The following is a 17780-nucleotide window of genomic DNA, read 5'->3' on the forward strand; positions in this document are numbered from 1 at the left end:
CCTGAAGCCTAGCTTCGGGCTGCCCCGTTCGCCTGCGTGTTGACGGTCACCTGATTCCCCACCCTAGGCGTCAGCTTCCCCATCCAGCAGTTCGACCCGGCCGGCACGTTGAGTGAATGACGTCAGGCGGCGGCAGTGTGACTGAGCGTCTGTTGTTGGCGGGCTGTTTGGTGGCAGGCCGCGCTGTTTGCCTGGCGGCTGAGTTCGTTCGCCGTGCCGGTCCGGTGGAAGTCGGCGGATGCAGCTTCGGGTCCAGTGAGGTTGCCCGACCAGCGGGCGGAGGCGGGTTTAGCCGCGTTCTGCGACCTCCCGATGGGGCGGAGAGTGGGCCCAGGTGAGTCGCTGGCGAAGTTGTGCGGTGAGCTTGGCCGTCGCGGCTTCGGCTCCTGGGAGATGCCGAAGAAGTTGAGGAAGGCGTGGGTGAGGTCGTCGTAGTTCCGTTTGAAGAGGTCCACGCCTGCGTCTTTGAGGGCGCGGGCGTAGGCGAGGCCCTCGTCGCGCAGGGGGTCGAACTCGCCGCATCCGATGACGGCCGGGGCCAGGCCCCGGTGGCTGTCCGCGAAGATCGGCGAGGCCGGGGCGCGGGTGGCCGCGTCGGGTTCGTCGGCGAAGTAGAGCAGCATGTCGTTGGCGACCTCGGCCGTGGTCAGCACGTATCCGGTCGCGTTCTCCCGCAGGGACGGGCACTCGCCGCCCAGGTCGGTGGGCGGGTAGGCGAGGAGTTGGGCCGCCAGCGGGCGGTGCTCGTCCCGGAAGGCCAGGGCCACCCCGGCGGCCAGGTTGGCCCCGGCGCTGTCGCCGGCCACTGCGAGCGGTCCGGCGCCGAAGCCTGCGGTGTGGTCGGCCACGTGTCGGGTGACGGTCAGGCAGTCGTCGTAGGCGGCGGGGTAGGGGAACTCGGGGGCGAGCCGGTAGCCGACGCTGACCACCACGGCGTCCAGGTCCCGGCACAGCCGCCGGGCGACGTTGTCGTGGGTGTCGAGGTCACCGACGATGAACCCGCCGCCGTGGAAGAACACGATGGTCGGCACCGGATCAGACGCGTCGGGTCGGTAGATCCGCACCGGCACGCCGGCCAGGGTGTCGTCGTGGACCGATCCGACGGCGAGCGGCGGATTCGGGGCGACGGCCAGCGAGAGCTGCCGGTTCCCCGCGCGCATCTCGGCGACCGTCGGGGTGGCGGCCCATCCACGCCCAGCTGATGCATCAGGGCAGCGATGGCAGGGTCCAGGGGCATGGTCACGCCTTTCGGCTCAGGTCTGCGGACCGCCACGGCGCGACGACGCCCCGCCACGCCCACAACGTATGCCGCACCCGGCATGCCCGCCTCACAGCTGAGCCGGTCGGGGCACGATCCACTGTCGGCCCTGTCCCGTCTCGGATGATCTGGTCTGCAGGTGGGGTCGTGATCTGCGGCGACGAGATCATCCGAGACGCCTGGCTGCTGGAAGTTGGCATGGGGGGCACGTTTCCTTCGATGGGGTGTGGCCGGGGGCGCGGGGCGGGTGAGCAGCGGCTCTCTTTCCCGGTTGGGGTGAGGGGGTCAGGGGCGCAGGATCAGTCGGATCGGGTCGCCTTGTTTGGTGTGCAGGCGTTGGACGGCTTTGGCGGCGTCGGTGAGCGGCAGGACGTCGGTGATGGAGCGTGAGAAGTCCAGTCGGCCGCTTTCGGTGAGGGCGAGCAGTTGGGGGACGGCGTCGTCCTGGGAGCCGTAGTGGCCGAGGATCTGGTGCTGGAGGTAGCTGAAGCGGGGGCCGTCGGCGACGGTCAGCGGTTGGTCGGTCAGTCCGACCAGGACGAGGCGTCCCTTGGGGGCGAGGACGGTGAGGGCCTGTTCGCGGACCGCGGCGGCGCCGGCGAAGTCGAACGCGGTCTCCAGGCCCTGGTTGCCGGTGGCGGCGAGCACCTGCTGGCGCAGCTGGGGGTCGGCCGGGTCCAGGGCGAGGTCGGCGCCGAAGTCGAGGGCGCGTCGGCGGGCTGCCGGTGCGGGGTCGACCGCGATGATCGGACAGGCCCCGACCGTGCGCAGCAGCTGGATGGCGTGGGCGCCGAGTCCGCCGATGCCCCACACGCCTACCGCCTGGGCCGGCCGGACGCCGGCGGTAGTGGTGATGGCTCCCCAGGGCGTGGAGACCGCGTCCGGGATGATCGCGGCTTGCTCGCTGGGGATCGAGTCGGGCAGCGCGAACAGTGTCCCGGCGCTGGCGAGCGTGTACTCGGCCCAGCCGCCGTCGTAGTCGACACCTCGCGTCAGCAGACGGCCGTCGCGGACCTCGCCCGCCTGCAGCACGACCCGCTGCCCGGGCGTCCAGCCGGACACGTGCCGTCCGAGTGCGGCGATCGTCCCGGCCACCTCGTGCCCGAGGGTGACGATGCCGTCGGACAGGTGGGTCGGTGTGAGGGTGCCGTCGATCAGATGGACGTCGGACAGGCACACACCCGCCGCCTCGACCTTCACCAGGACCTGCCCGCAACCGGGTATGGGCCGGGGTATTTCCTCGATCGTCAGTGTCCGGGTGGGGAGGTGCAGCCGTGCGGCACGCATGAGGTCCATGGCGGGTTGGTCCGTTCGGGTCGGCGGCGGCCTGCGACCTATCGCAAGTCGACTTGCTTTCCAACGTACGTCCGCCAGGTCCATATCGCAAGGACACTTGCGTTAGGGTGAGTGTCGTGACGGATGACAAAGAAGCGCCGCCGCTCAGACGCCGCGGTGAGCCGATGCGGCAGGCGGTCCTGGCCGCCACCGTCGACCTGCTCACCTCCCAGGGGCTGGCCGCGACCACGGTGGCCGCCGTCGCACGCGCGGCGGGCGTCCACGAGACCTCCGTCTACCGGCGCTGGAAGACCCGCGAGAACCTCATCTTCGACGCGCTCGCCACCCACTCCGACGCAGCGCTCCCGACACCGGACACCGGCGACGTGCGCGCAGACCTGACACTGCTGTTCGCGGCGCTGGCCCGGTACCTCGCGACGCCCGCCGGCGCCGCACTGCTGCACCTCGGCACGGTGCGCGGCGAGGACGACCTGGAGGAAGGCCGCCGCTCCTACTGGCAAGACCGCCTGGAGCGCGCCGAAGCCCTCGTCCGGCGCGGCATCGACCGAGGGGACCTGCCCGCCGACACCGACCCCCACCTCCTGGTCGAAGCCGTCGCGGGCCCCCTCCTCGCCCGGGTCCTGCTCACCGGCGAACCACTGGAGGAGACCCTGGTCCCGCGCCTGGTCGACCTGGTCCTCGACGGCGCGCGCACCTGACCCATGGCCGGGTGCGACAACTCCCCGATTCGCCGGAGCTACTTCGGCGAATCGGCGGCAATGCCAGGAGCAACTGGCACCTGTGCCAGGCTGCGACCGCCGCCGCGATGCTCGCGAGAATGCATACGGCGAGAACCCAGCACAGGAGCCGCGGTACCACGCGCGGGGCTCGCCGGGCCGTGTCCTCTCACGCCTACGACGAGGCCACAACCCGTGACCTCACGTGGCAGTGGCGGTCATCGAATCCCGCGGGAGATCGCGCTCGTAGGCCTCTGGCCTGCAGTGTCTGAGTTTCCGTCGGGTCGAACTGGTGGGCGGGGAAGCTGACGCCTGGGGTGGGGAATTGCGTGACCGTCGACACCGGAACAGCTGTGCGCCGCGTACCTGCCGGAGATGCGGCGCGAACGATGGCGGAACTCCTGGAGCACCCGGATCTGGCCGCGCTGGACCAGGAAGACCGATGGCAGTCGGGCCGGGCCGTCCCCGACACGGCGGGCACCCGGGTGCTGGAGCGGTGGCTAGGGTCAGCGCCCGAACGAGCGGCCAGCAGCAAGGACCAGGCGCACGCGGTTGAGGGCGTCGAGCTCATCAAGGGGGTTGCCGTCCACAACGAGGACGTCGGCGCGGTATCCCTTGGCCAGCCGTCCGGTGTTGGACCCGATGCCGAGCGCGTTGGCAGCGTTAACGGTGGCCATGTCGATGATCTTCGCGAGGGGGATGCCCAGGTACTGGTAGAAGTCCAGACTGCTGGCGATCTTGTCGAAGACGGCTCGCGTGACCCCGGCGTCGGTGCCAGCGATCATCGGAACGTCTAGCTGTGCCATCCAGCGCATCGAGGTGAAGAGTTCCTCGGCGCGCTCGGGGCCGACCCGTTCGGCGAACGCACGCCAGTTGGGGCTGGTGGCCGTGCAGACGTGGATCCCGGCGGCCTTGATGGCGGCGACGAGATCCTCGCGGAGGTCGAAGCCGCCGTCCTCGGCCATCCAGGTGCAGTGCTCGATGGTGCTGACGCCAGCGGCCACGGCCGCCTCGATGCCCTCGGTGCCGTGCGCGTGGACTGCGACCGGCAACCCGGCGCGGCGGGCTTCCTCGACCACGATCCGGAGGTCGTGTGCGCTGAACTGTGACTGCCAGATTGCAGGTCCGCCGCGGGTGAGACCGCCGCCCGTCGCCATCACCTTGATGACGTCTGCCCCGGCGTCCACGTTGCGTCGTACCAGGGCGCGGATGGCGTCCGCGCCCTCGACCTCGCCGCCGAAGAACCAGCAGTGCCCTCCGGGCGCGGTCAGTGGTGTCGTGGCGGACAGGATTCGCGGGCCGGGCAGGGATCCTGCGGCGATCAGGTCGCGGGTGCGTACGGCCAGGCCGTTTCGGTCGCCGAGGTCGCGGACCGTCGTTACTCCGCTGCTGAGTAGCTGGCGTGCCCGGTTAGCCATGTCCTTGAGCAGGGTCTCGTCGTCGCTGCTCTGGAGAGCGGCGACCGGGTCTGACCCCGCGTCGAAGGCGAGGTGGACGTGGGAGTCGATGAGCCCTGGCAGTACGGTGCCGTTCGGGAAGGATCGCGTGGGCAGTCCTTCGGGTGCCATCGCTTCGAGGGTTTCGCGCGGCCCGACGGCCGCGATGGTGCTTCCGGCTACAAGAATGGCCCCGTCCTCGAGGTGTTCGCCGTTAGGCCCGGTGAGTACCCGACCGGCGGTGATGAGTAGATCCACCATGAACTGACTCCTTCTCAACAAGTTCCGAGGGCGTCGGACAGGGCCACAAGCTGTTGTGCATCAGCGTCGATGCTGTCCTCGCGGGGGAGCGCGACCGCGAGCGCCTGACATGACGCTGGTTCGCCTGTCGCCTGTGCTCGCAGCGCTGGCGGGAGGCGGTTGGCGAGGGCCTGGGGCGTGGCTCCGTCTTGGACACCCTGCTGGGCGAGATAGGGGCTGACCCTCACCAGGCCGTCACGGCATTCGATGACCCGCCGGTAGTAGCGGCGGTGGACACCACGTATGCACAGAACTTCGCGCAGCGTGCCGGCAGTGGGTGCGCGATGCAAGGCGTCCTGTGGGAACGCCTCGTGCAGCAACTCCCACAGGGGACCGAGCTGCTGGTAGGTCCGGCGGTGCTGGAGCCAGATGCGCAGGCCGGCCACGCGCATCATGACGGCGGGATAGCTCAGGCCGACGACGAAGGCGGGTACCGCGAGCGCGTACAGCATTGCGGCGCTTTGATTCAGCACTGCGGGGACGGCAGCACCGTTCCAGCTGATCAGGTCCATCGCGGTGCGAAGGGCGTTGGCGGCGGCCATGCCGGTCAACGACCCGGCGGTCAACCACAGGCCGATTGTCGCGGGCCTTTGTGCCAGCCGGGCGCCCCGGCCGGTCCACGAGGCAGTCGTCGCAAGTGCGTAGACCAGGTACAGCTGCGCCACGATGAAGAAGACCGCGACCTGGGGCACGTGCAGATCCGCGGACCCGTAGGGACGACCGCGAACGCCCACCGGAGTGGCGATGGTCGCCACAGTGATGACGATCAACGTCACGGTGAGCGGTATTGCTTCCAAGCGGGCGCGGCGACTTGCCCGTTGGCGATCAGTCGCGGAGTACAGGTAGAAGGAGAGCAGGAAGTAGACGGCGGCCATGAGCGGCACATTCGAGACCAGGCTGGATGCGCCGACCGCCATCGAGTTGAGGGCGTGGTTCTCAGCCGGCAGGCCCGTGGAGAACGAGACCGCCGTGCATGCGAGGCAGGCGGTCACGGCGCGCAGGGCGCGGTCCTGGGGGGCTTGGGCGAGCTGGTAGACCTTCCAGAGCACGCCCAGGAGGAAGAGTGCGGCGGTGAGGTACATTGCGGCCGTCACAGCCACCCCCGGTGGTCGCCGAGAGCCGTCTGAACGCGGTGGACTGACGGATCGCTCGCTGGACGCGGAGTCACCCGGTCCAGAACGGATGCCCATTCCAGGATGATCGTCGCGACGAGCTCTGCTTGACGCTCGTGGGCCTCGTCGTAAGAGGTACGTCGCAGTGCGCGGGTGACCATGCCCGGCGAGAGACCGGGCATGGTGGTTTGCAAGAACTCGTCATCGGTGTCGACACCGTGATGGTCAGCCATGATGTGGCCGACCTCGTGCAGGATGATGTGGTCCTGATGGGCCTTGCTGGTCTGCTCCTGGTACAGGATGTAGTCGGCGGAATCCGTCGCGATCCACACCCCGAACGGACCGGGCATCGGGAGGGGATGGGCCACCAAACGTATGGGGCGTCCTCTGCGCTCGCCGAACTGCTGGCACAACTGGTCCACACGCAGCGGAGGCCGTATGTCCAAGGCTCTCAGTTCCCGCTTACAGCGGCGTCGAAGCTCTCGCTCCTTCAAGGAAATCTCTCCTGTACATCAACGGCACGACCTCCCCTTCCTGCCCGTTAAGAGTCAACTTCGGTATTGGTCAATCGTTCGTGGTGCTACGTCGTTCTGCCTGCTCCAGCTGGTAGACCACGTCCAGGAGATCCATCACCTGCTTGCGTCGTTGTGGCGACAGCTCGCCGGCGCGCATCGCCATCAGTTTGGCCTCGCTGCCCCCCATGGCCTCGTTCGCTCGGGCCTGTTCCTCCAGAGCCGCCGCATCGCGCTCGACTCTGCTCGCCACCTCGTCGTCGAAGAAGTATGCGACCGGAACGCCGAAGAAGTCGGCCAACGCCTGCAGGTGGTTGATCGTCGGGTTGGTCTTTTCGCCCTTGCGCAGCTGCCAGATGTAGCTCTGAGAGATGGTGGTGACGCCTGCCTCTGCGATGGCTGCGGCTACGTGAGTGTTGCTGTACTCATGCCCGTCGCGGCGCCTGATGGTGTCGAACAGATGGTTGATCTTGCCTGCAAGGCTGCGGGCCGTCTGCTCGCTCAAGCGTCCCTCCCTTCTGGTCGATGGACGCGGGCCACTCTACATGAGTGGAAAGACTGCAATGGGCACCGTTCACCACAGTGAAGAGAGTGCTACGCTGCCCCGCAGGTTTCCACTGACGTGTGAATCATCTGGCGTTGGAGACGTTCACCCCAGTGGATGCGGTTCGACTTGTTCGGGGTGCCTCGCGTAGGCGCGGATCCAGCGCCTCGAACTGAAAACCGCTGGTGAGGGCAATTGAGAACGGGCTGGACTCTTGCCAGCAGTCCTCATATGTTGCTGCTCCCGCAAGGGCGGGAGCGCGACTCGGCGAAGGGGGGAGGGGCGGATGACTCACAGGCCGCCGTGATCGTCCCGCCGGGGTGAAAACGAGACCGGCGCCCTGGAGCTACCAACTCCTGGGCGCCGGGCCAGCACCCCGAGGGGTACCGATTCACATCTCGCGGGCGGCGTGCCTTTTGCACGAGAACGCCGCACCGCGCTCCTACGAACAACGGAGTATCGCATGCACGCCATGCCGAGCGGAACCTCGGGCTGCCCGGATGCCGACCGCCAGCGGCGTCTCGCGGCCCGGCTCGCGGACGTGATCCCGGGTGCGGTCACCATCCGCGTCAGCCTGGACGGCCCGGCGCAGGCCTGGCCCCATCCGCACGCCGTCGTCAAGGATGAGGCCGGGCAGACGATGGAGCTGGGTCGCACGACTGCCAGGGTCGTGGCCCGCTGGATCCTTCGGGTATGGCCGGAGGCGGACTGGAACCGGCCGCACACCTTCGACCTCGCTGACGCGACCCTCACCCGCAGTGACCTGATCGCCGCCGGTAGGGGGCGCTGAGATGGCGCGGATCCGGACGATCAAGCCGGAGGCGTTCGTCTCCGAGTCGCTCGCCGAGGTGAGCGTCGAGGCCGAGCGGACCTTCTTCGGACTGCTGTGCCAGGCCGACGACCACGGGCGCCACCGTGACAATGCCGCGATCATCGCGGGGCTGCTCTGGCCGCTTCGTGCGGAGCACACATCGGTCCATGTCGAGGATGACCTGCACCAGCTAGCGAACGCAGGTCTGATCTGCCGTTACACCGGCTGCGACGGACGCCGCTACCTCCACGTAGTGACCTGGTCCGAGCACCAGAAGATCGACAAGCCGAGCCAGTCCCGGCTGTCCTCGTGCCCGCAGCACCACACCGCCGACCGATGCGGGGCGTGCAAGGGCATCTGCACCCGGCAGACCGAGCAGTCGCCCACCCCACCCCGAGGGCTCGCCGAGGCTTCGCCGAATGCTCCCCGAGCCCTCGATCTGCCCGCGCGATCCGATGTGACGCCTTCCGGCAAGGCGGGCGGGCCTCCGGCCGCCCGACAGGCGACGTTCGATGGCATGGCCGACACCTCTGGCTCGGCAGGCATGAAAATCCCAGGTCAGAGCACATTCCAGGAAGGCTCCCGGAACCTTCCCGGAAGCCTCGGGGAGGGCTCGGCGCCTGGATCTAGGATCTTGGATCCTGGATCTTCCTTCCCTACGGGGCGCACCGCGCCCGCAGAGTCCGTCTCGGCCAGCCAGCTCGTCGGCGAGTACATCGCCGCCTGCGACGTGCGCCCGCCCAGCGACGTGATCGGCCATCTCGGGCGGATCACGAAGAAGCTGCTCGGCGAGGGGATCGCGCCGGAGCACATCCGGGCCGGGCTGGCGAACATCGCCGCCAACCCGAAGCATCCGAGCGTGCTGACCAGCATGGTCAACGAGGCCATGAACGCACGCTCCGCCGGTTTGGCGCGGCCGGGAATCCGGCCTAAAGTGCCCGCTCACCAGGCGTGGACCAACCCAATCGACGCTGCCGCCGCCTACGCCGAGGAGCTGTGATGCGCACCCATAGCCGCGAACCGCAGACCCTCGGCGGCGAAGGCACCCTGGACCGGCTGGCCCGGATCCTGGCCAGCCGCAACATCGACCCGGCCGCCATCGCCTCGCAGGCCGACGAGCCCGAGCCCTTCTGTCCGCTGGCTGCCCTGTCCGCCGGGATGCCCCCGCGCTACCAGGGCGCGGTCGCCGACCACCCCCAGGTCTTGGCCTGGGCCCGCCAGGTCGCCGAGACGGCCGTCGCCCCCAGCCTCGGGGCCCGACGGCAAGTCACCACCGGGCCGAGCCTGCTGATGGCGGGCGTGGTCGGCGCGGGCAAGACTCACCAGGCCTACGGCGCGGTCCGCACCCTGGTGCAGAGCGGGGTCGGCGTGCGCTGGCGCGCGACCACCGCCGCCGACCTGTACGCGGACCTGCGCCCTCGGGCCGGGGCGGACAGCGAGCGGGAGCTGGCGGCCGTCAGCCGGGTGCCGCTGCTGATCATCGACGACCTCGGCGCGGCCAAGTCGTCGGAGTGGGTCGAGGAAATGACCTACCGGCTGATCAACCGCCGGTACAACCACATGCTCCCGACCCTGGTCACCACCAACCTGGCGATCAAGGACCTCCGCGCCTACCTCGGCGACCGCGTCACCAGCAGACTCGCCCAGATGACCACCCGGGTCGAGTTCGAACCGGTCGACCGCAGACGCCTGCGCCCCGCCGCCTGACCCGCCTTCAGGCCGCACTCGCCGGGCTGCGCCCGAAGCGCGCCGCCCGATGCACCTCTGACCCAGCGCACCCCTCCGCCGACGCCGCTTGCGCGCGGAGGGCGATCGGAGCCACCCGCATGACCGCCACGACGATCAGCCCTGCCCACCACCGGTCGCTCGGCGACCACACCTGGCAGGACCAGGCCGTCTGCCAGAGCACCGAGTACAACTCGGTCGACCCCGAAGTCTTCTTCCCGGAGCCCGACGAGACCGACAAGATCGCCACCGCGAAGTCGCTCTGCGGCCAGTGCCCGGCCCGCCGCACCTGCCTGGACGCCGCCCTCGAAAGCGGCGACACCCACGGCATCCGGGGCGGCATGACCGAGGAGGAGCGCCAGCCGCTCCACGAGAACCTTCACCACCGCCTCGACTACAGCCGCGTGAATGCCACCGTCGCCGGGCGCGACATCCACCTCACCAAGGCCGAGCGCCGCGCGGTCGTCTACGCCGCTTACCAGCACGGCCTGTCCGAGCAGCGCCTGGCCCGGCTGTTGAAGATCACCGAGGAACACGCCCAGAAGCTGTACCGCCAGACCCGTCGGGCCCTGCGCAACCGAGATCTGGAGCAGACCAGGAAGACCACGCAGCCCCTGGGCCGCGACGACTTCGGGACGGCAGCGTGATCGCCGCCAGCGCGCCCAAGGCGCCGCACATCACCAACTGGGACCGCGTCGTCGTCATCACCCTCGGCGGCGCCGGATGCGCCCTGTCCTACGACGCCCTCCAGCAGATGGCCGTCGCCATCCACGTCCGCGGCTTCCTGACCTACCTCTTCCCGCTCGTGATCGACGGCTTCATCGCCTACGGCATCCGCGCCCTGCTGGTCCTCCGGAACGCGCCGCTGCGAGCCCGGCTCTACGTCTGGACGCTCTTCGGCACCGCCACCGCCGCCAGCATCTGGGCCAACGCTCTCCACGCGGTCAGGCTCAACGAGGAAGCAGCACCGGCCACCGGGCTGCGGCTCGGCAACTTGGTGGTCGCGGTGCTTTCCACCATCGCCCCGCTCGCACTGGCCGGAGCGGTTCACCTCTACATCCTCATCGCCCGGGGCCCAATGAAGGTGAGTGACCGAAGTGACGGTGACGACCGGGAACAGGTCGGTCACCTCGGTCAGGCCGACCGAGCCGAGGTCATCGCGGTCAGCCGGACTGACCGACGCAGTCAGCAGCCCGAGGCCGGTCAGGTCAGTGCCGGCCACCCGGTCACTGACCTAAGTGAGAGGCCGCGCCTGTCCCTGGACAAGCAGACGCCGAGCCCACGGAAAGTGACCAGGGACAGCGCCCCGACGGACAGCAGTGGCTCGACGATTGGGCGCCGCGAGGCCCCGCACGAGGCCACTGACCTGCCCGGACAGCCGGACACTCCGCTCCCGGTCACCGCCCGCCCCGCCGGGACCGCCCCGGTCCCCGGTCAGCAGGACAGCCCGACGCCGGTCACTGACCAGCAGGTCACTCCGCACCCGGTTACCGACCAGGTCACTCGGACCGTCGGTGACCGGCGGGCTGACCCGGACACCGAGGAACTGCTGGAGATCGCCCGGTCAGCGGTGATGGCCGAGGACAAGCTGACCCGCAAAGTCGTCGCCCAGGCGATCCGGGGACAGCAGATCCCACTGTCCAGCGACACGCTGACCGCCCTGATGGTCCAGCTCCGCCAGCAGCACGGGAAGTCGGCCACCTACGCCCGGAACTGACCGGACATCACGAAGCGGGTGACCGAGCCCAACACCTTGGCCGGTCACCCGCAGAAAACCCCCTCACAGACCCCCGCAGCAAACCGGAGAACAGCTCCCATGCGCACCCACCCCGCCACCGCGACCGAGGTCGACTCCTGGCTGACCGTCCTTCACCAGGGCGGCCACCTCCACCGCGCCCAATCCGGACCCGACACAACCTGGACCGTGCAACGGACCCGGCACAGCCGCCCGTGGACCCTGCACCACCCGGTCCTGGCCATGGACTGGATCGAGGACCTCGTCCGCGAAATCCGCCAGCACAACCCGGACGCGCACCGATGACCGTCAACGACCCGTCAGCCACCACGACCGGCCTGCACCGTGACCCCACCACGGCTCCTGCCGGAGCAAGTTGTGGGGTAAGCGATGCTTACCCCGGCCCCGCCCCGCAGGGGGCGGGAGTCTCCCGTTCGACGTCCGGCCCAGGGGTGCCCGGCGTCGAACGGGAGGCCGGCCCAGGGGTGCCGACGCAGGGGGAGAAGCCGAGCGGCTCAGCCCGCGTCGTCTCGCGCCGTCGCCGCCCGCGCCATAGCTCGCAGCGCCGCACCTGCACGAGCCTGCGCTTCAGCGAGGCCGAGTGGACCGTCGTGCAAGAGGCGGCGGATGCCGCTGACCTCGCCCCGGGCGGGTTCGCCGCCGCTGCCACCCTTGCCGCTGCCACCAGCGCCAACCCCACCGCTGCCGTCGCTGACTATCGGCGCGGCGTGCAAGAGCTGATGGAGTCCAACCGTCAGCTTGCCGCTGTCGGCAACAACCTCAACCAAGTCGCGCACCACCTCAACGCGGGCGGTCACGCGGGCGCTGACCTGCGACAGCTCCTGCATCGCGTCGATGCCGCCCTTGGCAGCGTCGACGCCGCCGTCGCCTGGCTGGTCCGCCGGTGATCCCAAAGATCCGCACCGGAACCGGCGGCACCTATGGTCTGATCCGCTACCTCTTCGGCCCAGGCAACCACGACGAGCACACCGACCAGCACCTCGTCGCATCCTGGAACAACTACGCCCCTGACCCCGGACGCAACCCCAACCAGACCATCGCCCAACTCGCAGGCCAGCTCGACCAACCCGTCAAGGCCATCGGCGACCGGGCACCCGCCACCACCATCTGGCACTGCTCGGTGCGCGCCGACCCCGGCGACCGCCACCTCGACGACGTCGCCTGGGCCGACATCGCCCGCCGCATCGTCCAGGCCACCGGAATCGCCCCTGAAGGCGACACCACCGCCTGCCGCTGGGTCGCCGTCCGCCACGCCGACGACCACATCCACATCGCCGCCACCCTCGTCCGCCAGGACGGCCGCCTCGCCGACCTCAAATTCGACAAGCGCAAAGCCCAGGCCGAGGCCCGCGCCATCGAAGCCGACTACGACCTGCGCCGCCTCAACGCCGGAGACGGCACCGCGGCCAAGAACCCCACCAGCCAAGAACGCTTCAAAGCCAAGCGAACCGGCCGCCCCGAACCCCCACGCGAGACACTCCGCGAAGCAGTACGCCGCGCCCTCGCCGGATCCGCCACCGAGAAGGAGTTCTTCACCCGGCTGCGCGAGGCGGGCCTACGCGTCAGGATCCGCAACGCCCCCTCCGGCGACGCCATCGGCTACAACGTCGCACTGCCCGGCGACCGCAACCGCGACGGCCAGCCCATCTGGTTCTCGGGCTCCAAGCTCGCCCCCGACCTGTCCCTGCCGAAGATCCGCCTTCGCCTGTCCGACAGCCCGGACGACGCCACGAGCCAGTCGGCCGCCCCCGGCCGGGCGGACTGGTCCCGGCCTGCCCGGGAACGGCGCACCTCCACCGCCATCGCCGAGCACACGGCCACCCTACTTGACCGGGACGACGACGAAGGCGCCGCTCAACTCGTCGGGATCGGTGAACTGTTGGACGCGGTCGCCCAGACCTCCCCGGCCGCCACCCGCGCCGAACTGAGCGCTGCCGCCCGCGCATTCGAGCGCGCCACCCGCAGCCACGTCCGCGCCGAGCGCGCCGACACCCGCGCGATCCGCTCGGCAGCCCAGGGCATCATCCAGGCCGGCACTGCGCTGGGCCGAGGCGAGGACGGCGGAACCACCGCCATGCTCCTGTCCACCCTGGTCCTGGTCGCCCTCGCAGCCGCCCGCTGGCACTCCGCACGCGGCCACGCCCAGCAAGCCCACGCCTCACGGCAGACCGCCGGGCACCTGCGAGCCGCTTACCGACAAGCCGCGGCCACCCCGATGCAGACCCTGCACGCCCACGGCCGCGCCCTCCCCGCAGGCGAACGCCGCAGCCAGGAGGCCACCATCCGCGCTGCCCTGCTAAAGATCCTGACCAGCGCAGACAGCGCGCCCCGGACCGACGCCCTGGCCGCCACACTCGCTGAGGCTGAGCAGGCGGGCCACGATCCCCAGGCCCTGCTACAGCAGGCCATCGACTCGCGCGAACTCGACACCGCCGCCGACGTCACCGATGTCCTGGTCTGGCGACTGCGCCGCCTCGCCCGGCTCCCGGCCCATCCAGGCGAAGCTCCTCGCCGTCATCAGGCCAGCACCGGAGGCGGCAAGGCCGCGACTACCCGCGCCCGAACCGAGCCCTCGGCCACACCACGCACCGCCGCCACCGCCCCGGACGGCCGCACACGACGCCGCTGACCAGCGGTCCGGTAGGCCTATCACCGGCCTGCCGGACCGCCAGAAACCTCTGGACACCCACCCCCACCTCCTGTTACGGATGGAAACCGAAGGCCCCTACCGGGAGACGACGCTCGTGCTCACAACCACCGACCGCCCCGCCACGCCGAACCCCGTGCTGCCCGACCACGCGGCCGGAAGCGATCCCCTGCTGCACCTCGAGCACGAGACCCACCCACCCAGCGGCCCCGGAGCAACGCGCTGCCTCACCCACCCGAGCGAACTCTCCCTGCGCGGCATCCCCGTCACATGCTCCGCCTGCCGCGCCCGACGCGACTGGCTGCTCATCAACCACGGCCGCAACGTCTGGATCGTCTGCCGGTGCAGCAACCAGTGGCTCGAACCAGAGCTCAGCCGCGCCGACTTCGACGCCCTGATCACCGTCCCGGACGGGACGACCTACCCAAGCGTCGAACAAGGACTCGCCGCGCTCGGCTTCGACGGACTCCTCGCCGGCACCTGCTGGAGATAATGCCGTGAATTGCATTGATGCAGCTCGGTCGGGGTACGGGTCTCCAATCTGTGCCCTGGCCGAAGCCGCTGACGTGCGCTCACCAAGCGCGGTCTCGTCGATCCCAACCGCAGTGGCCCTTCGCCCGAAGAGACGCAGGTCGCAGGCCCCCACAGTTCCCTGCCCCGTCGCGGCAAAGTCTGACCAGCAACAGGAGACCCCTGGTGTTGGCGTCTTCCCTTCTAGCGCTCAGAGTCTGGCCTCGACGAGGTCCACCAGTTGGGACTTGGAGCGAGCCGAGGACCGGATCTCCACATTCCCATTCCTGAAGACGAAGAGAGCCGGGACGGCGTGAACGGCGTACTTGGCCGGTGTCACGATGTTGTCGTCGATGTTGAGCCGGGCGACCTTGAGCCTGCCTCGGTATGTCACGGCGATATCGTCCAAATCGCGCGCGAGCAGCTTCGATGCCCCACTCCACTCTGCCCAGAACAACAGCAGCACCAGCCCCTCAGCCTTCAGGACATCGACCTCGAAACTTGCGTCCGTGACATCCATGTGGTGAGCCCTTCGCTCGGAGATTCCGTCTGCGGACCGCGGCCGAATCAGCGCATGGCCACAACGGAGCTGGACTACTGGCTCCGATCCTCTCCCCGCCCACACCAACCCAAACCGCTACTTCCGCCGACCGGGTGCCGAAGTCGGCCCTACCCGTGCTGGCGGAGAATACGACGCGTCAGGAATAACTGCACTTCACCTTTAGAACGGCATCGCGTCCGATGCAACGTCGGCGCCGTTGCGAGCATGCCCGTGAGCAGCATGTTTGCATCAGGGTGGTTCGGCGAGTCGCCTGATCGAGGAGTCTCTGGGGCGCTGTCCGTAGCCGATGCAACGAAGTTTCGCTGGATGCAACACGTGCCGGGCGGGGTGTCGGTCGGGCAGTGGTTGGCCCTTCTCGGTCCGTGGATCTTCTAGCGCATGGGGCTGGTGGGTGCGGGGTTGAAGGTGGTGCGGTAGGCGGTCAGGTCGACCCAGCCTCAGCGGGTGCCGTCCCAGGCGTATCCGTGGACCCCGTAGCGCGGCGCTCCACCAACCCGGACGGGGCCGCTACCAGAAACGGATTTACGGTCCCCTGAGACCCTGGACGATCAGAGTGCAGGTGTGTTCGTCCCGAGTACCGGCTGCCGCGCGGACGGCCAGACGCCCGCTACTGGCCTGGTCCCAGGCCAGTGTCCACCAGTCGGATTGCTTCACAGACGGCCGCCGCGGTGGAATACACCTCACTCCTCTCGCGTGCCAGCAGGCCCAACGTGGCCAGATTCATCAGCACGGGGACTCCCAGGCTCCATGCACCGATGCACAGAAGCGCGTTCTTCATCACCCCCAGCCGCGCGTGCTCGCCCTCAATCCCCTCCAGTTCTTCGCCGAGCGCGCCGACCGCAGCGTCGACCTCGGCATCCATAGTGCGGGCGGCATCCCGTAGCTCTCCCTCGCCGGCCGACATCATCAACCGGGCAAGATTGCCCACCAGTAGGTCCTGGAGCACATGGCACGCCCTCGAGTCCACGTGGACCGGCCACCAGGTGCGCTGCTGGTCTTCACCGAGCGCGGCTTCGATCACCTCGAACAGCCCGGCGGGCCATCGGGGCCTGCCAGTGGCGGTCCAGGCATAGACGGGACCTCCCAGATGCTCGGAGTAGGTCGTTGGGTGCGGCGTTTGGGCGCCTGCCACGAAGGCCCCCGTCCACTCCCGCCTCTCCTCCGGCGTGGTCAGGGCCGCCATCGCCAGCATGTTCTTGAACAGATGCCTCAGCTGGCAGTTCACCACCGTGAACAGCCCGGTGGCCAGGCCGACTCCGGCACGGGGGTCCCCGCGCCGCGCGGCTCGGTGACTCATCTCGCAGCTGGACAGATTCACGTGTGCGACGGCCAGGGATTCCGCGTACATCTCCGCGACGTCGCCGCCGCCGTAATGCATCCGCCAGGCGTTGTGCGTCTCCCCGTCCATGTAGTCCCGCCACACGTCCAGGACATCGTGGGGGTAGTAGTTGAGCACCTGGTACTCGATCTCTTCCGGATCGAGCCACAGTCGGCCTTCCTCGCTGCCGAACGCCCACCCCATGGCGTCAAGACCCCGCATGAGCATGATGCCGGTGTGGTCGGTGCCGGTCCCCAGTAGCAGCGGTGCGTTCTTCACCCTGGTTCCGAGCCTCGATCGCGAGGCGAGCATGCAGTCTTGATACGCGGCCATGTTCAGCCACTTCGCGAGCATCTGCACACCCCGGTCGTCCCGGGGCAGCGCGGCGGCCGTGGTCATCACGTCCGCCACGATCTCGCTGCCGTAGTCGTCCTCGGCGGCCGACATCATGGCGTTTGACCAGATCCCGTAGTCCAGCGCCGGTGTCTGACTCAGGATGAGTTCCGCGGGCGGCGGAAGCACATCGGAACACGCGAAGTGGCAGCCGGCGTAGTAGACCAGGATCGGCAGCCCGCGCCCCTGCCGGTACTTGTTCTCGCGGCCCAGCAGGAGCCTCTCCCACACCAGCAGGTGGTCGTGCACCCCCCTGCGCCACCCGGCTGTCGCCGTATCCAGGTCCGTGTCCTCGCCACTGGACCAGTACCTCTCAGGCACCGACTGCGCCGCGGCGGTGTCTCGGGTCCGCACACAGGCCGCTCGGTTGATCTTTCCATGGACGACCGCCGTCAATGCGGAGCAGGCCGCCATGACGTCCCGGCCCTCGGCACAGCCGCTCGTGTTCGCATGGGCCGCCTCATAGATCGACGCGAACCGTCCGACCAGCACCCCCATCTTCTCTTCCGCTTGCAACTGCTGGAAACACTCTGCGAAGGACTCTGCCACCGCCGGAGTTACTTCCAGGTCATGGGCGGCGACGCACCCTGACAAAGGCCCATCCCACCTCGCGACTTCCAACATCGCCAACGCGAGACTGTCGCTGCGTACATGCTGACCCGGCAAGACGTAGTCTCCCTGCAGATCCGCGATCACATCGGGAGCAGGGTCACCCTCCAGGGAAGGGACGCGGGTCTGGCACCACGCGTACAGAGCCTCCGCTCTGAAGAGGGAACGTGCGGCCCCCATGCCGCATTTCGTCCCCTGCATGCCACAGTTCGGCCCGCCTCTCCCAGTCATCGACATGCCCCTGCTCCCATCGAAACCTGCCGGCCGCCAACGTG

The 17780-nt window shown here is 69.1% G+C and carries 18 protein-coding genes; 10 read left to right on the plus strand and 8 right to left on the minus strand.

Annotation, left to right across the window (positions count from 1 at the left end; all coding sequences use genetic code 11):
• Positions 1 to 122 precede the first annotated feature (122 nt).
• Entirely contained in the window at positions 123 to 1160 is a 1038-nt protein-coding gene (locus ABH940_RS17035) for an alpha/beta hydrolase (protein WP_370105572.1), read from the minus strand.
• A gap of 383 nt (positions 1161 to 1543) precedes the next feature.
• The gene (locus ABH940_RS17040) at positions 1544 to 2554 is read right to left on the minus strand and encodes a zinc-binding dehydrogenase (RefSeq protein ID WP_370105573.1); all 1011 of its coding nucleotides are present in this window, start codon (positions 2552 to 2554) and stop codon (positions 1544 to 1546) included.
• Between the two features lie 164 nt (positions 2555 to 2718).
• On the opposite strand from ABH940_RS17040, the gene ABH940_RS17045 reads away from it, so the two are divergent.
• Positions 2719 to 3252, plus strand: a complete 534-nt coding sequence (locus ABH940_RS17045) for a TetR-like C-terminal domain-containing protein (RefSeq protein WP_370105675.1) — start codon at positions 2719 to 2721, stop codon at positions 3250 to 3252.
• 524 nt (positions 3253 to 3776) lie between these two features.
• On the opposite strand, the gene ABH940_RS17050 is transcribed toward ABH940_RS17045, so the two are convergent.
• The 4 genes from ABH940_RS17050 to ABH940_RS17065 form a co-directional block, all read right to left on the minus strand.
• Entirely contained in the window at positions 3777 to 4967 is a 1191-nt protein-coding gene (locus ABH940_RS17050) for an amidohydrolase family protein (protein WP_370105574.1), read from the minus strand.
• Between the two features lie 14 nt (positions 4968 to 4981).
• A complete protein-coding gene (locus ABH940_RS17055) occupies positions 4982 to 6088 on the minus strand; it encodes an MAB_1171c family putative transporter (RefSeq protein WP_370105575.1) in 1107 nt (368 codons plus the stop codon).
• Positions 6089 to 6096: 8 nt separating this feature from the next.
• Complete coding sequence (locus tag ABH940_RS17060) at positions 6097 to 6468, minus strand: hypothetical protein (RefSeq protein ID WP_370105576.1); 372 nt, start codon at positions 6466 to 6468, stop codon at positions 6097 to 6099.
• A gap of 214 nt (positions 6469 to 6682) precedes the next feature.
• The gene (locus ABH940_RS17065) at positions 6683 to 7135 is read right to left on the minus strand and encodes a helix-turn-helix domain-containing protein (protein ID WP_370105577.1); all 453 of its coding nucleotides are present in this window, start codon (positions 7133 to 7135) and stop codon (positions 6683 to 6685) included.
• A gap of 502 nt (positions 7136 to 7637) precedes the next feature.
• Between ABH940_RS17065 and ABH940_RS17070 the strand changes: the two genes are divergently transcribed.
• The 9 genes from ABH940_RS17070 (at position 7638) to ABH940_RS17110 (ending at position 14606) form a co-directional block, all read left to right on the plus strand.
• Positions 7638 to 7964: a transcriptional regulator gene (locus ABH940_RS17070; protein WP_370105578.1), complete on the plus strand. Its 327-nt coding sequence runs from the start codon at positions 7638 to 7640 to the stop codon at positions 7962 to 7964.
• Position 7965: 1 nt separating this feature from the next.
• A complete protein-coding gene (locus ABH940_RS17075) occupies positions 7966 to 8985 on the plus strand; it encodes a hypothetical protein (protein WP_370105579.1) in 1020 nt (339 codons plus the stop codon).
• The gene (locus ABH940_RS17080; protein WP_370105580.1) at positions 8985 to 9692 is read left to right on the plus strand and encodes an ATP-binding protein; all 708 of its coding nucleotides are present in this window, start codon (positions 8985 to 8987) and stop codon (positions 9690 to 9692) included. Before ABH940_RS17075 ends, ABH940_RS17080 begins: the two co-directional genes overlap by 1 nt.
• Positions 9693 to 9811: 119 nt before the next feature.
• The gene (locus tag ABH940_RS17085; RefSeq protein WP_370105581.1) at positions 9812 to 10357 is read left to right on the plus strand and encodes a WhiB family transcriptional regulator; all 546 of its coding nucleotides are present in this window, start codon (positions 9812 to 9814) and stop codon (positions 10355 to 10357) included.
• Positions 10354 to 11427: a DUF2637 domain-containing protein gene (locus ABH940_RS17090; protein ID WP_370105582.1), complete on the plus strand. Its 1074-nt coding sequence runs from the start codon at positions 10354 to 10356 to the stop codon at positions 11425 to 11427. Before ABH940_RS17085 ends, ABH940_RS17090 begins: the two co-directional genes overlap by 4 nt.
• Positions 11428 to 11526: 99 nt before the next feature.
• Positions 11527 to 11751: a hypothetical protein gene (locus ABH940_RS17095; protein WP_370105583.1), complete on the plus strand. Its 225-nt coding sequence runs from the start codon at positions 11527 to 11529 to the stop codon at positions 11749 to 11751.
• A gap of 179 nt (positions 11752 to 11930) precedes the next feature.
• Positions 11931 to 12353: a MobC family plasmid mobilization relaxosome protein gene (locus ABH940_RS17100; RefSeq protein ID WP_370105584.1), complete on the plus strand. Its 423-nt coding sequence runs from the start codon at positions 11931 to 11933 to the stop codon at positions 12351 to 12353.
• On the plus strand, positions 12350 to 14095 hold the full coding sequence (locus ABH940_RS17105; protein ID WP_370105585.1) for a mobilization protein: 1746 nt from the start codon (positions 12350 to 12352) through the stop codon (positions 14093 to 14095). Before ABH940_RS17100 ends, ABH940_RS17105 begins: the two co-directional genes overlap by 4 nt.
• 79 nt (positions 14096 to 14174) lie before the next feature.
• Complete coding sequence (locus ABH940_RS17110) at positions 14175 to 14606, plus strand: hypothetical protein (RefSeq protein WP_370105586.1); 432 nt, start codon at positions 14175 to 14177, stop codon at positions 14604 to 14606.
• A 228-nt stretch (positions 14607 to 14834) separates the two neighbouring features.
• Here ABH940_RS17110 and ABH940_RS17115 read toward each other — a convergent pair whose 3' ends face one another.
• Positions 14835 to 15143 (minus strand): thioredoxin family protein, encoded by a 309-nt coding sequence (locus tag ABH940_RS17115; RefSeq protein ID WP_370105587.1) that lies wholly within the window; start codon positions 15141 to 15143, stop codon positions 14835 to 14837.
• Between the two features lie 649 nt (positions 15144 to 15792).
• A complete protein-coding gene (locus ABH940_RS17120; protein ID WP_370105588.1) occupies positions 15793 to 17445 on the minus strand; it encodes a hypothetical protein in 1653 nt (550 codons plus the stop codon).
• Positions 17446 to 17780: the final 335 nt, after the last annotated feature.

This window comes from Streptacidiphilus sp. BW17, assembly GCF_041262485.1.
Lineage (GTDB): Bacteria > Actinomycetota > Actinomycetes > Streptomycetales > Streptomycetaceae > Streptacidiphilus.

Coding starts and splice junctions, on each gene's coding strand:
- ABH940_RS17115 (WP_370105587.1), bottom strand. CDS start 15,143: ATGGATGTCACGGACGCAAGTTTCGAGGTCGATGTCCTGAAGGCTGAG.
- ABH940_RS17055 (WP_370105575.1), bottom strand. CDS start 6,088: ATGTACCTCACCGCCGCACTCTTCCTCCTGGGCGTGCTCTGGAAGGTC.
- ABH940_RS17085 (WP_370105581.1), top strand. CDS start 9,812: ATGACCGCCACGACGATCAGCCCTGCCCACCACCGGTCGCTCGGCGAC.
- ABH940_RS17075 (WP_370105579.1), top strand. CDS start 7,966: ATGGCGCGGATCCGGACGATCAAGCCGGAGGCGTTCGTCTCCGAGTCG.
- ABH940_RS17040 (WP_370105573.1), bottom strand. CDS start 2,554: ATGGACCTCATGCGTGCCGCACGGCTGCACCTCCCCACCCGGACACTG.
- ABH940_RS17060 (WP_370105576.1), bottom strand. CDS start 6,468: ATGCCCGGTCCGTTCGGGGTGTGGATCGCGACGGATTCCGCCGACTAC.
- ABH940_RS17035 (WP_370105572.1), bottom strand. CDS start 1,160: ATGCGCGCGGGGAACCGGCAGCTCTCGCTGGCCGTCGCCCCGAATCCG.
- ABH940_RS17110 (WP_370105586.1), top strand. CDS start 14,175: ATGGAAACCGAAGGCCCCTACCGGGAGACGACGCTCGTGCTCACAACC.
- ABH940_RS17050 (WP_370105574.1), bottom strand. CDS start 4,967: ATGGTGGATCTACTCATCACCGCCGGTCGGGTACTCACCGGGCCTAAC.
- ABH940_RS17070 (WP_370105578.1), top strand. CDS start 7,638: ATGCACGCCATGCCGAGCGGAACCTCGGGCTGCCCGGATGCCGACCGC.
- ABH940_RS17080 (WP_370105580.1), top strand. CDS start 8,985: ATGCGCACCCATAGCCGCGAACCGCAGACCCTCGGCGGCGAAGGCACC.
- ABH940_RS17045 (WP_370105675.1), top strand. CDS start 2,719: ATGCGGCAGGCGGTCCTGGCCGCCACCGTCGACCTGCTCACCTCCCAG.
- ABH940_RS17095 (WP_370105583.1), top strand. CDS start 11,527: ATGCGCACCCACCCCGCCACCGCGACCGAGGTCGACTCCTGGCTGACC.